At 45.6% G+C, this 14,575-nt stretch carries 14 protein-coding genes and 1 riboswitch; of the genes, 6 read left to right on the top strand and 8 right to left on the bottom strand.

Annotation, left to right across the window (positions count from 1 at the left end; translation table 11 throughout):
* The first annotated feature begins 20 nt into the window (after positions 1-20).
* Positions 21-276, top strand: a riboswitch (cobalamin riboswitch).
* A gap of 74 nt (positions 277-350) precedes the next feature.
* From ACOJR9_RS03310 to ACOJR9_RS03300, 3 genes are all read left to right on the top strand, one after another.
* Positions 351-2,300 carry a TonB-dependent receptor plug domain-containing protein gene (locus ACOJR9_RS03310; RefSeq protein WP_420934970.1) on the top strand — a complete coding sequence of 650 codons (1,950 nt, stop codon included), beginning with the start codon at positions 351-353 and terminating at the stop codon, positions 2,298-2,300.
* Between the two features lie 317 nt (positions 2,301-2,617).
* Positions 2,618-3,250, top strand: a complete 633-nt coding sequence (locus ACOJR9_RS03305) for a thiol:disulfide interchange protein DsbA/DsbL (RefSeq protein ID WP_420934969.1) — start codon at positions 2,618-2,620, stop codon at positions 3,248-3,250.
* A gap of 195 nt (positions 3,251-3,445) precedes the next feature.
* On the top strand, positions 3,446-4,048 hold the full coding sequence (locus ACOJR9_RS03300) for an HD domain-containing protein (protein WP_420934968.1): 603 nt from the start codon (positions 3,446-3,448) through the stop codon (positions 4,046-4,048).
* Between the two features lie 182 nt (positions 4,049-4,230).
* On the opposite strand, the gene ACOJR9_RS03295 is transcribed toward ACOJR9_RS03300, so the two are convergent.
* Both ACOJR9_RS03295 and ACOJR9_RS03290 read right to left on the bottom strand, forming a co-directional pair.
* Positions 4,231-5,496 carry a DUF4397 domain-containing protein gene (locus ACOJR9_RS03295; protein ID WP_420934967.1) on the bottom strand — a complete coding sequence of 422 codons (1,266 nt, stop codon included), beginning with the start codon at positions 5,494-5,496 and terminating at the stop codon, positions 4,231-4,233.
* 296 nt (positions 5,497-5,792) lie between these two features.
* Positions 5,793-6,785 carry a glycosyl transferase family protein gene (locus ACOJR9_RS03290; protein WP_420934966.1) on the bottom strand — a complete coding sequence of 331 codons (993 nt, stop codon included), beginning with the start codon at positions 6,783-6,785 and terminating at the stop codon, positions 5,793-5,795.
* Between the two features lie 257 nt (positions 6,786-7,042).
* Here ACOJR9_RS03290 and ACOJR9_RS03285 point away from each other — a divergent pair, with 257 nt between their 5' ends.
* Positions 7,043-7,465, top strand: coding sequence for a VOC family protein (locus ACOJR9_RS03285; protein WP_420934965.1), 423 nt, complete (start codon positions 7,043-7,045; stop codon positions 7,463-7,465).
* Positions 7,466-7,599: 134 nt separating this feature from the next.
* Here ACOJR9_RS03285 and ACOJR9_RS03280 read toward each other — a convergent pair whose 3' ends face one another.
* A complete protein-coding gene (locus tag ACOJR9_RS03280; protein WP_163107501.1) occupies positions 7,600-7,971 on the bottom strand; it encodes a VOC family protein in 372 nt (123 codons plus the stop codon).
* Positions 7,972-8,228: 257 nt separating this feature from the next.
* Positions 8,229-9,794: a SulP family inorganic anion transporter gene (locus tag ACOJR9_RS03275; RefSeq protein ID WP_420934964.1), complete on the bottom strand. Its 1,566-nt coding sequence runs from the start codon at positions 9,792-9,794 to the stop codon at positions 8,229-8,231.
* Positions 9,795-10,330: 536 nt separating this feature from the next.
* On the opposite strand from ACOJR9_RS03275, the gene ACOJR9_RS03270 reads away from it, so the two are divergent.
* Positions 10,331-10,618 (top strand): hypothetical protein, encoded by a 288-nt coding sequence (locus ACOJR9_RS03270; protein WP_420934963.1) that lies wholly within the window; start codon positions 10,331-10,333, stop codon positions 10,616-10,618.
* A gap of 9 nt (positions 10,619-10,627) precedes the next feature.
* Here the strand turns inward: ACOJR9_RS03270 and ACOJR9_RS03265 are convergent, their stop codons facing one another.
* From ACOJR9_RS03265 to ACOJR9_RS03250, 4 genes are all read right to left on the bottom strand, one after another.
* The gene (locus tag ACOJR9_RS03265) at positions 10,628-11,290 is read right to left on the bottom strand and encodes a nucleotidyltransferase family protein (RefSeq protein WP_420934962.1); all 663 of its coding nucleotides are present in this window, start codon (positions 11,288-11,290) and stop codon (positions 10,628-10,630) included.
* Positions 11,291-11,295: 5 nt separating this feature from the next.
* Positions 11,296-11,994, bottom strand: a complete 699-nt coding sequence (locus ACOJR9_RS03260) for a phosphatase PAP2 family protein (protein ID WP_420934961.1) — start codon at positions 11,992-11,994, stop codon at positions 11,296-11,298.
* Positions 11,995-12,059: 65 nt separating this feature from the next.
* Positions 12,060-12,377 carry a BolA family protein gene (locus ACOJR9_RS03255; RefSeq protein ID WP_420936031.1) on the bottom strand — a complete coding sequence of 106 codons (318 nt, stop codon included), beginning with the start codon at positions 12,375-12,377 and terminating at the stop codon, positions 12,060-12,062.
* 83 nt (positions 12,378-12,460) lie between these two features.
* On the bottom strand, positions 12,461-13,147 hold the full coding sequence (locus ACOJR9_RS03250) for an alpha-ketoglutarate-dependent dioxygenase AlkB family protein (protein WP_420934960.1): 687 nt from the start codon (positions 13,145-13,147) through the stop codon (positions 12,461-12,463).
* A 193-nt stretch (positions 13,148-13,340) separates the two neighbouring features.
* Between ACOJR9_RS03250 and ACOJR9_RS03245 the strand changes: the two genes are divergently transcribed.
* Positions 13,341-14,552 carry a methyltransferase gene (locus ACOJR9_RS03245; protein WP_420934959.1) on the top strand — a complete coding sequence of 404 codons (1,212 nt, stop codon included), beginning with the start codon at positions 13,341-13,343 and terminating at the stop codon, positions 14,550-14,552.
* Positions 14,553-14,575: the final 23 nt, after the last annotated feature.

Here is a 14,575-nt window from a genome sequence, read left to right as displayed (position 1 = left end):
TCTGCCAGTAAATGGCGAGACTAGGCTAAGCGATAAAAGGCAAAGCCGATAATTGTGTTAAACGGGAAATCAGTTAAATGCTGATGCTGCCCCCGCAACGGTAATCTCAGTACTACATAATCAGTACTTCTTTTTACACGCCACTGTCGCTAAGCCAATGTAATCGTTGACTTATTCGATGGGAAGGCAAAAGAGTATCAGTCTCATAGCAACAGCTTTTGCAGATGAGCAGATAACGAGAAAGCCCGGATACCGGCCTGTGCTTCACGGCCCCTGCACTATCAATGAGTGTGCGGTGCTTTCGCTTAATCATGTGCTCGGGTGGAGCACATAAGAGACTATTATTGATTATGGAATTATCTTTACTACAGGCTGCTTTTACTAAAACTGCAACGGCCGCTGCAATCCTAACGTGTATCACTTCAACTTCTGTTTTTTCTCAAGAACGTTCTAAAAACACCGACGACGTAGAAACCCTCACCGTAACAGGCACGCGCCTACCGATAACGCTTACAAAGCTACCTGGTGCGGTATCGGTATTAACCGAGAGCGACATAAAAGCCTCAGGCGCATTGCAACTTACCGAACTGTTACGCGGACTCCCCGGCGTCAGCTTATCTCAATCAGGAAGCCCAGGTGGTCTCACCGAAGTGAGAGTGCGAGGCAGTGAAACGAATCATCTTTTGGTACTTATTGATGGCGTTATTGCTAATGATATCGGCCAGGGTAGCTTAATTGATTTAGCCCATTTAACCGCAGCGAATGTAACCCGCATCGAGTTATTGAAAGGCCCACAAAGCGCGCGTTGGGGCAGCGGCGCTATTGGTGGTGTATTAAGTATTACCACCAAAGCCGGTATTCAGGGTGACATTACGCCTCAGCTAAGCATGTCGGCAGGTCTGGGCACGCAAAACACCTACACAGGAAGCGTCAACACATCATCACAACACGACAACCTCGGCGTGTCGGCTTACGCGAGCTACATGCAAACCGATGGCGATAATATTGCAAGAACGGGGAGTGAAGACGATGGTTATGACAACCTTACCGCTGGACTGAACCTTCGCTTTGACGCCAATGATGAGCATACGTTTTCTGCCTACTTGCGTACGGTAGATTACGAAAATGAGTATGACGCTACAGACTTTGCTACCACGGGGTTGCCCGTAGATGCAGACAACGTTACAAAAGGGGTCCAAGTTAGCTCGAAACTCAAGTGGGATTACCAAGCGAATAACAGTGACTATCGCTCAGCGCTCACCGCACAATACAGAAAAGACGAAAATGACAACACCACGTCCGGCGCAGACGCAGGCGGCACTACGGGTGAGCGTATTGAGCTAAATTGGACTAATTTCTATCGTTTGAATGATTGGCAGTTAGCCGCTGGAACTGAATATCTTCAACGTTTATTTTCACAGCGTGGGCCTGTGGTGTTCGGCGATCCTAACCAAGATCAACGAGACGATACCTACAGCGTTTTTGCCGAGGCTACTGGAGCGTTAAGCGACAATGTATTCACCTCACTTAGCGCACGCTTCGATGATAATAGCGAATTCGACAATGCATCTAGCTACCGCGCTGGCCTCACATGGCAACTAGACCGCCAAATCGCTTTATTCACCAGCTACGGTAAGGCAGTTAAAACCCCCACCTTTACCGAACGCTTCGGATATACACCTGCCAGTTTTATCGGCAATCCTGATCTCATCCCGGAAGAAAGTGAAGAATTTGAAGTAGGCGTTAAAGGTCGCTGGCAAACCGTAACGGCCCAAGTCAGCGTTTACAATACTCAGCTACAAGATGAAATAAATGGCTTTGTGTTCGATGCGCAAAGCGGTGCGTTTACTGCGGGCAACGTAGATGGTGAAAGCCAGCGAGACGGTATAGACGCAGAATTTAGCTGGCGTGGCGACTTTGCTGCTATTATAGGGTCTTATAGCTATCTTGATGCAGAGCAAACCAGTAACTCACAAAGCGCCATTGAGCTTAGACGCGCTCGCCATCAAGGTGCTATTACTGTGACATCAGATTTTGGCCTTGAGAAATTTAGCTTTTACACAAAGCTTGCCTATACCGGCACACGCTTTGATACGTTTTTCCCTCCATTTCCTGCGCCTTCAGAAACCCTTGCGCTATCTGCTTACACGCTGACAAGCGTTAATGTGAGCTACCAGCTTAGCAATCAATGGCAAATGTCACTGAAAGTGAATAACCTGTTTGATGAAGAATATGAAGATATCATTGGGTATGTGGGGCAAGAACGACGCGCCTTATTATCAGTGAGTTACACGCATTAAATTACCCACAACGAGGGCACGCGTTAACTGGGGCGAGCCTTCGACAACGCTCACTGAATAGCGTAAGTAAGAAATAGCGCTTAGTAGCACCAACGTGGTTGAACATGTTGGTGCTACGTTGTTTAGTTTGCGTGTTGTTCAGATGACGTATTGTTCAACTAATGTGGTGTTCAGCGGGGGTTAAGCTTTATACCGTATCATTTCATTGTATTTTTTAGCTTGCTGGTCGTTGAAATTAGGGAGTGCTCTAGTTAACGCACAAAGCCTGTGATAATCTTTTGCCGATAAAAAATCTTAAATACAAAGGAACTTATTCCATGAAAAAGTTTGCAGTAATGTTTGTCATGGCAATGCTTTTGCCATTAGCGGCCTGTGCTCAAGAGTCAGCGTCAAAATGGAAAGAAGGTACACACTATAAAGTAATTGGTGATGAAGCCACTGATAAGCCAGTAATTACTGAATACTTCTCGTTCTGGTGCCCGCACTGCTTCCAGTTTGAACCTATCGTAAAACAAATAAAACAGAAAAAAAGTGAAGGCACAGCATTTAATAAAGTGCATGTGAACTTCATGCGACTTTCGGGTCCTGACGTGCAAGACGCAGCAACAAAAGCCATGCTTATTGGCCGTGCAATGAAACAAGAAACTGCTATGAATGGCGCAATTTTCAACTATATCCACAAGCAAAAAGCCTCGGTAACTAATTTGAAAGACCTGCGCAACATCTTCGTTGTAAATGGGGCTGATGGCGAGGAATTCGACAAGCTTGCAAATAGCTTTGGTGTCAATAGCATGCTGCGTAAAAACCAACAGCAAATTGATGCTAACCGTGAGTTTCTAACCGGTGTTCCAAGCTTCATTATCAATGGAAAGTACCAACCTACTTTCACATCTGACATGTCTTTTGATGATATTGCCGATTTGATTGTATGGTTGTCTGAACAAAAGTAGGTCTGAACAAAAGTAGGTCTGAACAAAAATAGGCCTGAACAAAAATAAGCTCATAATAGGCCTGCGCAGTAACGGTAACTGAGCAAGGCATAGGGCAAGAGAAAATACTACTCACTTAAATGGGCGCTTTGAAAGCGCCCATTTTTATTAAACCTGGTTTTTTATTGAGCCTGTTTTTATTAAAGAAGGAACCTTATGACACCAGTAGATTCGTTTGCAGACTTTATTTGTGAACTTGATAAGCTAAAGGCTGTTAAGCGAAAAATAACGCTACCGGCAGACAAAGATCGCGAGGAAAATTCTGCTGAACATAGCTGGCATGTCGCGCTTATGGCCTCGATGCTAAGCCAATACGCTGCAAAACCTATCAACATCCAACGAGTGATACACATGATCCTCATTCACGATGTGGTAGAAATTGATGCGGGCGATATGTTTGCCTTTACTACGCAGCAAGACCACGCGGCTCAGGCTGAAAAAGAAATAACAGCGGCCAAACGAATTTTCGGTCTTCTGCCACCACCGCTCAATGAAACGATGCTGAAGCTATGGCTTGAATTTGAGGACGCGGCAACACCTGATGCCGAATTTGCCAAAGCGATGGATAGAGTACTTCCCGTATTTCAAAATATGAAAAACCAAGGGGGAAGCTGGGCGACCCATCACATCACGCGTCAGCAGATAGAAAACCGCAATGCACACCTTAAAACCTGTGCACCGGCACTGTGGGATTACGTGAGCAGACAGCTAGACGTTGCCGTTGCAAATAAATGGTTGGTTGACTCACGCTCAAACTAATAATACGCTTCCTATAGAGCAGCGCTGCTCAATGCCGCCGCACTAATCCGCTGCCTATTCCGTCGCTTATTCCGCCAAAATGACATTGCGTGATTTCATTTTGATTGAACGTTTTTCAATGGTCTCTTAAATTAGCGCTTTCTATTTATGGAGCAACGCAAATCTATCGAGGCTTTGCTTTTTTAGTTTGATTCAACAAAATCATCGGCCAGTATCAGCACGGGTGCATCCCCCGCATTGGGTCCGTTAACCGCGAATGCCGTATAAAGCTTGTTAGCTTGTAGTGACAATACACCCGTTTCAATAACTTCCGTTTTGCTGCCGCTAGGCGTGACAGTAACTACATACTCGCCTGCGCTTATCTGAGCATACCCAGTGTCTGCTAAGTCTCCGTCTAGATAGGGAATGTCGGTAAAAATAGGGGTCGCATCGGCAATCTCTCCGTCGGCGGTCAGGTAAATATCAATATCTGATGTCAGTGACGCCGCATGGAAGATGCGAACTTGTACCGCAGTAGCGACCCGTCGAGGTCTATCGGTTATTAAATCCAAATCGATAGTCGCTAGCTCATTGTTCGCTACGGCCGTGTAGTACATACCCGCTTCCAAGCTTACATTGGCATCATCAATTGCCACGGTAGCGTTGTCAGAAGCTACGGCAACATCAACATCGTAGTCGCCCGAAGCTACATTTAAGTAGTCAGTCACGTTGGTGTATTCAGCGCTATCAAAAAGCGCAATATCGTTATTTGCGATAATATCCACAGCAGGGGCATCAGCTACACCATGAACGGCTCTGAGTGCTGCTGGTGTATTGGTATCTAATACCACCGAAGACGTTGTACCATTTGAAATAGTAAGCGCCACTGGAGAGTCACCTGGCGCAACGTTACTGGTGGCTAATACCAGAAACTCATTATTAGCTGGCAATTCAATTGCACCAGAGTCAAACACCACTGTCTTAGACCCTGCCGGAGTGATGCGTATTTGATACTCCCCTCCTGGTACTTCAATACTTCCAGAGTTTGCTTTGTAATCGAGGGTGACGTTTGCTTGAGCTGCATTTATATCGTCGTTAAACGCCGTTATATACACATCAACTAAAGGGGCATTTTCCGCTACATGCACCACCGTAGCTCGGACATTCCCCTCGGTTAATTCTTCACTTGTTTGAGCCAATGTTAATAGCTCTAGCGTCTCATCCACCACACTGCCAATCGCTACAGCGTTGTATAACACGTCAGCGTCAGGTGATAACACAAGACTCAAGACCTCAACAGGTCCAGCTGGTGTATTTGCTTCTACCGCAATATCGTAGCTTGCCCCTGTATCAATGCTTAAGCTTTCAGATGCCTGTTGATAATCGACACCAGTTAAAAAACCAAGCAGCTCTCCATTGGCCGTTACGTTAACGGTTGGAGCATCAGGAGATGCATGCACAATTCTCACGCTCGCAGTCTCAGCTATCTCGTTAATCCCATCTTCATTGCTTTGGTCATTGCTGTCATCATTGCAGGCTATTAAAAATAGGGGGGTGAGTAGAGAGATGCTTCACCATGAATATTCATTACTACTTGCGATGCTAAATTGATTTTAAAGTAATCAATTATTAATAACTTTTAATAATAGACCAAGTAACGAAGAACTGTGTCAACATGAAGTTAGGAGCATCCAGCCTGAAGTTAGCAAGCGCTTATTAACAAAGCATTCTCAAGGGCTTGAGAGGAGTGGTCTAATAAAAAGTGTTAGCGACCAAACGGAAGGCTGGTTTTATCACGGTGCTGCCACAGTAGTTTGGCTTCTTCTATGGCGGTGTTTACGTCAATACTGCGTAGCAAAACGAGGTAACTTGCCAGCGAGCTAATAATAGCTTGCTCACCGTAATCGCTTTCTGCTTTGCCGTGCCACACCTCTAGCATATCGCCCACGGCCATGGCCTTATCTTTTAGCGCCCAGCGCTTGGCAATAACAGGGAGAACATATTCATCGGTCTTGCCGTCACGGGTGACAAATAACTCTGTTTCCCGCTCACCATTTACCTCAGGATCGCCGCCGTCACCGCGAAAACACAGTGCATCAATGCTGTCGTAGTTTTCGTTCACTCGGCAATGTTTATGGTCAAGGTGCATGTGATACACCCCTTGCACACAATACTTCGCGCCAGTGGGGTTTAACAACCGAGCCAGCGTATTGGCACAAGAGCGCAATCCAAACACCTCTCGCAGTTTAATAATACGGTCTAGCGCAGGCAGCAGACACGATAGGTCGAGGTACGTCACCAAGTGTTCATCCATCTGGGATTTAGCTTGTGCCACCGTATTCACTGCTGGCAAACCTAGCGTTGGTAACACCGTACTTGCATATAGTCGCCCCGAACCAGGCTCATGGGCGCCGTGCAACATAACTCGCGTACCGTTTTTTACAAGCACAGACACGGCGAGTAAGTACCACGGGAGTTGTCGCCGCTTTCCTGCATAGCAACCAATATCTAGCACAGGAGATAGTGTTTGCACCTCAGGCTCAATAAGTTCTCGACAAGCATCCACAAACCCAATCACTTCCTCGGGCGTTTCTTCTCGGGTACGTAGCAACATTAAAAAGGCACCACGTTGATCGCCGGTAACCTTATTGGCAAGCACCATTTTCATGGCGTGGTAGGCCTCTTCGCGCGTTAGGCTTCGACCGCCCCGCTGGCCTTTTCCAATAATTTTTATGTAGTCACTAAATGGAAGCTGCATGGTGTGTTAAGAACGCTTTTTATTAAGTCATTAATGCTGTTCACTTTATCATTTTTAAAAAAATAAGGGGAAATAAACCTGCGCTCAGTAATTCATTATATTCTCACCTGCAAAAGTGCGTTTGCATAGATACGTTTACATTGCTAACTATAAGAAGCTTGCCACGCTCTTGCCTTTTACCCCCATTATTAGATGATTCAGCGGTAGATAATTTTCCTAATCATTACTGGTATAAAAACAAAAATAAGGAATTTGCGATGTCTAATTGCTTACATCTTGCTATCCCTGCAGGCGACCTAAAAAAAGCCAAGGTATTTTATTGTGACGTATTGGGCTGTAAAACGGGTAACAGTGAGGACGGGCACTGGATTGACATTGATTTTTGGGGCAATGAACTCACTTTGCATGAAAGTACCGAGCGGTTACCTTCTGTACGTCATGACGTAGACATGGGTACGGTTTCCGTTCCGCACTTTGGTGTCCATATGAGTGACGATGAGTTTCAAGCGTTGAAGAAGCGTATTGAATCGGCAGGCTTGCAGTATCTAGATAAACCCTACCGCCGATTTGAAAATACAGAGTTCGAACAAGAGACGTTTTTCATTGAAGATCCCAATGGCAATGTACTTGAAATGAAAACAATGACTAACCCTGAAGTATTGTTTCGCGCCACCAAATAAAGCACGCATACAGGGACGTAAATAAACATCAAACCTAGCTACGAAGGAAAACAGATGACGTGCTAGCGACTTACTTGCTAGCACGTTTATTTAAGCGCTTAGGTTGTTGTTAACCGCTATTTACTAGAAAAAAACTAGCCGAAGAAGTTGAAGCATATCTTATTACCGTCAAAGTCTCTTACGTAAGCCGCATAAAACTTTCCGGGTACTCGTTGTCCTGGCGCGCCATCGCACGTTGCCCCAAGAGACAGTGCTTTTTCATGCATTTTATCTACTTTCTGCTTATTTCCTGGCGCGATGGAAAACATATTGCCGTTGCCCGGTGAGGGCTCTTTTTCATCCCACGGAATACACACGGCAATCATTGGCTCTTTCATCGATTTACCAATGTATTTAATCCGGTCCATATTCACTAACCGCTTAACGCCAAAATCTTCCAGCAGTGACTCGTAGAATGACGCTGATTTTTCTATATCGCTCACACCCAAGGTTACGTAATTAATCATCAAGCTTTCCCCAAAAAGTAGGTTAAAAGTAATTTGAAATATACTGTGTAATAAGGATTACGGCAGGCGTTACGATATTGTTCAGTTAGAGATAGCTCAGTGAAAAATAGCTCAGTGAGGAATAGTTAATAAAAAACCGCACTAGTATGCACTAGTGCGGTTTTGTGTTTTTCATATCGCTCTTCATCTCTGTCTGAGCAATCATCTTGCGCTTATGACTTTGCGACTGTCCTAATAGGAGGCCCCAATAGGAAGCCTTAGGCAAGCTTATCGGTAGCAACGCGATAACGAGGGTCTTCGTTAACGTTAATTTCTACAAACTTGTCGGCTTTGCGCAGCAAGCTGCGACACTCGTCGCTGATATGACGTATATGTAGCTTTTTGCCCTGCTCGAGGTATTTATCTGCAAGCGTATCTAGCGCGTCGATACCCGACGAATCCCAAATACGAGACTCTCTAAAGTCGATAACCACATCTTCTGGATCGTTGGCAATATCAAACAAGTCTCTAAAATGAGTGACCGAGCCAAAGAACAGCGGCCCTTCTAACTCATATACCTTCCAGTTGTCATCGTCGATATGCGATTTCACAGCGATATGGCGGGCGTGCTTCCAAGCGAATACAAGGGCAGATACGATAACACCAACAACGACGGCAATGGCTAGGTCGGCAATAACAGTAACGCCAGTGACCAAGAAGAGTACAAACGCATCTTCTTTGTTAACACCACGCACAATGCGAAACGATGCCCATTCAAAGGTAGCAATAACCACCACGAACATAACGCCAACCAACGCTGCTAATGGGATCATTTCAATAAGTGGCGCTGCAAAAAGAATGAAGCCAAGCAGTACAAGTGCAGCGCTTATTCCTGATAAACGACCACGGCCGCCAGAATTGATATTAATCATACTCTGACCAATCATGGCGCAACCGCCCATACCGCCAAAGAAGCCGTTAACAGTGTTAGCAACGCCTTGTCCAACACACTCTTTATTGCCGCGACCTCGGGTATCGGTCATTTCGTCAATAAGCGATAGGGTAAGCAGCGATTCGATAAGACCAACCAAGCATAAAATGATAGACGTTGGCAGCACAATCATTACCGTTTCCCAGGTGAAAGGCACCATTGGAATAGCAAAGGTTGGCAACTCACCCGCCAAGGTGGCGCTGTCTTTTTGATCAGCCGGCAGTAAGTCTCTTACAAAGTCGATAACCGTGCGCGCTTCCAAGTCTAATCCGTGTACTAAAGCGGTAACCGTTACAATTGCTACCAACGACGCAGGTACCGCCTTGGTAAGCTTTGGCAGTATATAGATAATTGCCATGGTAAGGCCTACAAGACCTAGCATCCAGTACAGCATTGAACCCTGCATCCACTGCAGTTCGCCAAGTGAATTGACTATTTTAAACTGTCCCAGCTGCGCTAAGAATATAACAATAGCAAGCCCGTTCACGAAACCTAGCATAACCGGGTATGGCACTAAACGGATAAACTTACCGAGTTTAAACACGCCGCAGAGTATTTGCAGCAGTCCCGCTAAGATGACGGCCGCAAACAGGTACTGCACGCCATGCTGCGCCACAAGTGCCACCATCACAACGGCCATGGCCCCTGTTGCACCTGAAATCATGCCTGGACGACCGCCAATGGCAGAAGTAATTAGGCCCATCATAAATGCAGCGTATAGACCAATCATAGGTTCTACACCTGCAACAAATGCAAAGGCTACGGCTTCAGGGACTAGCGCTAAGGCGACAGTAATTCCCGAAAGCACGTCATTTTTTACGTTGCTATCTTTACTGGTTATTAAATCGAACATGTTTTCTCAGAATATAAAGCGTGTTAAACAAAAAGCCCCATTGGCTAAAAGGGCTTACTGGAGAATTGTTGGCGATTCTATCACCATTACAGCTTAAAATCTTTTAATAGAATGTTAACCATGAAGGCGTGTTGACACGTATTGAAGGCGTATTTGCTAATTATAGCGCTAGACCAAAATTTGGACATGCTGGCGATATTATTTGTTAAGGCAGCCGAATGAATTGGCCAAACCACTAGGCCTACAGGGCTGTTTCGCGATTAAAATGCTTCCATTTAGTCCAAAACTCAAACAACAAAGATCAACATGCCCTAATATAAGAGCAGGCATAAAATCTGACGATCTGACATAAAAGCTGACACAGGCACTTTGACGTGGCATCGTATCGGGCAAAATTAGCTGCTTATCCTTATTTAATTTCTTATCGCTCAAATCCTCTGTAGTCTGTCGGCTAGAAAACTGCGCAAAAGAAATACACAGCAGCTTTTGTTTTAGAGCAGCATCAACATCAACAAGAATATCAATTAGGAGTTATTGTGGTCCCTTACATCCTTACTATTTTATGTGTGCTTGTAGCTGGTGCAATTCATTGGGTTTCGCCGAAGGCGTATTGGAAAGCGACGTTTATGTCTACCGCCGTTATTCTACTTTTCTCAGTAGCAGCACTATTCATATTTAAAGCGTCGGGAATGCTTGTGAGTGAAGAAACAGGCGCTAACGCCGACTTTTCCGGTCAGCTTTTAACAATCAACATGCTAGTGGCTTTTTTCGGATTTCTGATTTCGTTGTTTGTTGGATGGTTTCTACGGGTAGTGAGAAATTAAGGCGAGAAATTAACGCTTTACTGTAAGCGTTGGCCAAATCTCACACCAACGCTTATTTTGAATCCGCTCATTAAATACGTCTGGCCGCGGGTTCTTGGGGTTTATACTGATGGTGCCTGCAAAATTACCCTGCAAACCAAAGGGTGCGAGTATCTCAAACGGCCCTACTGTTTCAAACGACGAACTAGCGCTAATATTGCCACCGGCACTGGCACTGGCACTGGCACTGGCAGATAAAGCTACACTGTCTGCACTTGATAACGCTATCGCCACACAGGTTTCTTTCTCTATCCAGTATGAAATAGCGTCTTCACAGCTTTTATAAGGCGCATGCCCGTGCAGTACATGCATACGCGTCTGGTTTTTTACCTGCCACTTAACTTGCGGTAGCACCTCATTTAACTGCATCTCATAGAAGGTGTCTTTGCCTGGCTGTGTGTTGTTTGCATCAAAATAGATAACGTCAACGTCGTTTAACGGCGTGGGTGTGCTCTTGTTGTGTAAAAAATCCCAAATAGCGTTACGAAGAAAGCCTGCACCTAAGTAACTTTGTGGCAACGCGAGTTGTTGAAGCGCATGTAAGCACAACATGCGGTGAGAGTCTGCCTGTATAATTTCGCAAACGCGCTGATAAAGTGTAAGGCGTTCCACATTGTGCAAAGGGTCTTGCATTGACCTTACTGGCGTTTTGATTGTTGTGGCTCACTATTGTGAATATGCAGCTTTTGCTTCCATTTAATAGTGTAAAGGCATAGCGCCACAACACTGCCACCAGCAAACCAACCTCCAATTACGTCGCTTGGCCAATGCACTCCTAGCATCACTCGAGATAACCCTATGCAAAACACCAGTAATGCCGCAGTGGAGTATATCCATGTGCTGACCACCCTTTGGCCAGAGAAATGACAAATTAGGTAAGCGAGATAGAAGTACACCAATGTAGACAGGGTGGCATGAGCAGACGGGAAACTGTGGGTATATACATCCACATCGTGCTGACTAACCGGTGGACGAGGTCTCGCGATACCCGCTTTAAGGGCAAAGGCAACCAATAGCCCCAACGCTACTGCCAGCACAAAGGTATACGCCTTATTACGCTGATTTTGCATGGCGAGGCCAACCGTAACGGTAATAGCCACAAAAAGCAGCACAATATTACTGCCAAGCGCGGTAACATCTCTTAATGCATCTGATACCCATTTAGGCGTGGAAGCATCCAGTTTAAGGGCTTGAAATAATGCTTCGTCCATCGGCTGCGCCACACCTAAATGCACAAATAGCATAACCAATACAAAGCAGGTTCCAAGAAGCAGAACCTGAACTGAAGGGGTTTTAAGCATATTGATATAGTGACCAACTTCACTGTTTTGTGTCATGACAAACATCCATTTGTTGCATTTTATTTCACTCGCTGTGTTTTATATCACTAGGGCGTAACGATCTAGTCGTGCTTACTTCCGCCAAGACACTTAGGCGATGACAAAGGCTCCCCTCCCCTTTTCACCCACTCTTCAGGGGTATAGGTGTGAAGCGCCAACGCGTGAACCGGCCCCTCTAAGGCAGGTGCTGCCAATGCGTTTATTTGTCTATGTCTGCCAATTAAACGCTGACCTTCAAAGGCATCACTCACTACCGTTACCTTGAAATGACTTTGCGCTCCATCGGGCACATTATGCATAAAGCTTTCATCAACCACCTCTAAATAGCGTGGCGCAATAGCATCAGTGATGGCTGTTTCTAGGAAATCTTTTACTTGCATACCGCTTACTTGCATATTGTCTACCTGCATATCTTTTACCTCAATCTCTTTTATTCGCGTGACTGGCGAACCCGTTGAAATTTTTAAGGTGAATTCGCGACTATTAATCGTCTGAAAGTGAGATTTATTCTACCACCTATCGGTTTAACCGTCTTCGAAATGCCGTGTAAATAATGGCTTTGGGTAGCGCCGGCCATCACTAACAAGCTGCCGTGTTCTAGCAAGTGCGTATATCGCGCCTTCGTTTCTTTATGCTTAAACACAAAAGGGCGCGCCTCTCCCAACGTTACAGAGCCAATAACGGGGTTTGGCCCAAGCTCGGGTTCATCATCAGCGTGCAGGCTCATGCTGTCTTGCCCGTGCCTGTACCAATTAGCAAGGACACTATTAAAACGGCTACCGCATGCGGCGCTACAACAATCTCGTATATCCGCCAGCGTTGAGGTCCACGGGTTAGGCACCATGGTTAGTCCTGAATAGGTATAGGTGCACTGTGGGTCGCCATGCCAGCTTTGTAGCCGAGGTATGGAAATAGATTTACCAAACATGCGCAGTGAGTCTTGTCTCCACGGCAGCTCGCTTTGCAGGTTGTCGAAATACGTATCGGCAGTAGACTGACTGAAAAAGCGAGGATAATACACAACATCCCCCTCAGGCAGCGGCAGGCGCTGGGGCTGTGCCACCTGCTTGTGTTGCTCGGGCGTTCCCTGATCAGACGCTCCTTGTTCAGGTTTAAACTTCTCAGGTTGATTAAAAAGTGAATATTGCATGTCTTCGCTTAGGTCGCTCTTTTATCCAGTTTTAGTGAGTATGATTTTTTTACCGCCAAGGTTATTTACGTGCATTGCACCAATCTGATCATGCTCTTTTTGCCCGCGAAATGTTATCCTACGCCCATTGCTAACTCCAAAGCACGCCAAGGCATGACACACGTCATTGCTGTTGCCGTCAGAATTTTCGCTAATGAACACAGAATTTATCTTTGCAGACCGAAACTTGTCTCTAATTCGCTATCCTGAAAAGCATCAACATGTAAGCTTACAGGCATGGGACAGCGCCGATGAGTTGCTCATCGACCATGTAGAATCGTTGCTCAACGACAATGTAGTTTCTACAGACACTGCCGAGTCTCAGCTAATGATTTTTAATGATGACTTTGGTGCATTGGGGTGCTGGTTTGAGCATTTAAATCCACTTTGGGTGTCAGACTCATACATATCTCGACGCTCTTTGCTGGAAAACTTAGGGCGTAATGCAATAAGCGCAGAGACATCGGTATCAGAAACGGCCCCCGTCAATACTATGACCAGCGTTGACAGCTTAACGTTTTCTCCGCAAGCAGCCCCGGCTATTGTGGTGTTGAAAGTGCCAAGAGCACTTGCGCTTTTAGAGCAGCAGCTTATTGATTTAAAGCGTTATATATCTGCTGACACACAAGTGATTGCCGGCGGCAAAGCAAAAGCCATTACCAAATCGGTGCTGGCATTGTTTGAAAAGTACATTGGCCCCACCACCACCTCTCTGGCAAAGAAAAAGTCGCGACTGGTGTTTTCTCGTCCCGACCTTACCCTTCCATCGTACCCGTCGCCCTACCCAACTCGATGGGAATGCAAGGGAACCACCGGCGCGAAAATGACGTTAGACAACGAAGCAAATGTGTTTTCACGTCAGTCGTTAGATATCGGTGCCCGTATTATGATGAAACACATGACGGTGAGCAGCAATGATACGGTTGTCGATGTGGGGTGTGGTAACGGCGTTTTAGGTATTAACGCGCTAACACTTGCCCCAGACTGCAAGGTCATTTTTACCGATGAATCTTACATGGCATTGGAGAGTGCACGTTTAAATGTATTGACTAACCACCCAGATAAAATAGATCAATGCACCTTTATTGCTACCAACTGCTTGGAAGGCCTTCTTAACGAGCCGAACACGCCTGCGGTCACTAAGGTGTTGTGTAATCCTCCTTTTCATCAACAAAATGTGATCACCGACCACATTGCATGGCAAATGTTTACCGACTCTCGCGATTTATTAGTACGAGGCGGACATCTTGTTGTGGTAGGAAATCGTCACTTGGATTACCACATAAAATTGAAAAAACTGTTTGGTGGTGTTGATATACTGTCAAACGATAAAAAGTTCGTTATTTTTAGCGTCGCTAAACAGTAAGATTATTTAAAGGATTTACTATG

Origin of the sequence: Alteromonas ulvae (assembly GCF_048987005.1) — a bacterium.
GTDB lineage: Bacteria > Pseudomonadota > Gammaproteobacteria > Enterobacterales > Alteromonadaceae > Alteromonas.
This window is presented reverse-complemented; position numbering and strand designations above follow the sequence as displayed.

What these genes read in the sequence shown, in the direction of transcription:
- ACOJR9_RS03245 (WP_420934959.1), top strand. Translation starts at nt 13,341, where the DNA reads ATGAACACAGAATTTATCTTTGCAGACCGAAACTTGTCTCTAATTCGC.
- ACOJR9_RS03275 (WP_420934964.1), bottom strand. Translation starts at nt 9,794, where the DNA reads ATGTTCGATTTAATAACCAGTAAAGATAGCAACGTAAAAAATGACGTG.
- ACOJR9_RS03255 (WP_420936031.1), bottom strand. Translation starts at nt 12,377, where the DNA reads ATGCAAGTAAAAGATTTCCTAGAAACAGCCATCACTGATGCTATTGCG.
- ACOJR9_RS03300 (WP_420934968.1), top strand. Translation starts at nt 3,446, where the DNA reads ATGACACCAGTAGATTCGTTTGCAGACTTTATTTGTGAACTTGATAAG.
- ACOJR9_RS03260 (WP_420934961.1), bottom strand. Translation starts at nt 11,994, where the DNA reads ATGACACAAAACAGTGAAGTTGGTCACTATATCAATATGCTTAAAACC.
- ACOJR9_RS03305 (WP_420934969.1), top strand. Translation starts at nt 2,618, where the DNA reads ATGAAAAAGTTTGCAGTAATGTTTGTCATGGCAATGCTTTTGCCATTA.
- ACOJR9_RS03265 (WP_420934962.1), bottom strand. Translation starts at nt 11,290, where the DNA reads ATGCAAGACCCTTTGCACAATGTGGAACGCCTTACACTTTATCAGCGC.
- ACOJR9_RS03310 (WP_420934970.1), top strand. Translation starts at nt 351, where the DNA reads ATGGAATTATCTTTACTACAGGCTGCTTTTACTAAAACTGCAACGGCC.
- ACOJR9_RS03280 (WP_163107501.1), bottom strand. Translation starts at nt 7,971, where the DNA reads ATGATTAATTACGTAACCTTGGGTGTGAGCGATATAGAAAAATCAGCG.
- ACOJR9_RS03285 (WP_420934965.1), top strand. Translation starts at nt 7,043, where the DNA reads ATGTCTAATTGCTTACATCTTGCTATCCCTGCAGGCGACCTAAAAAAA.
- ACOJR9_RS03250 (WP_420934960.1), bottom strand. Translation starts at nt 13,147, where the DNA reads ATGCAATATTCACTTTTTAATCAACCTGAGAAGTTTAAACCTGAACAA.
- ACOJR9_RS03290 (WP_420934966.1), bottom strand. Translation starts at nt 6,785, where the DNA reads ATGCAGCTTCCATTTAGTGACTACATAAAAATTATTGGAAAAGGCCAG.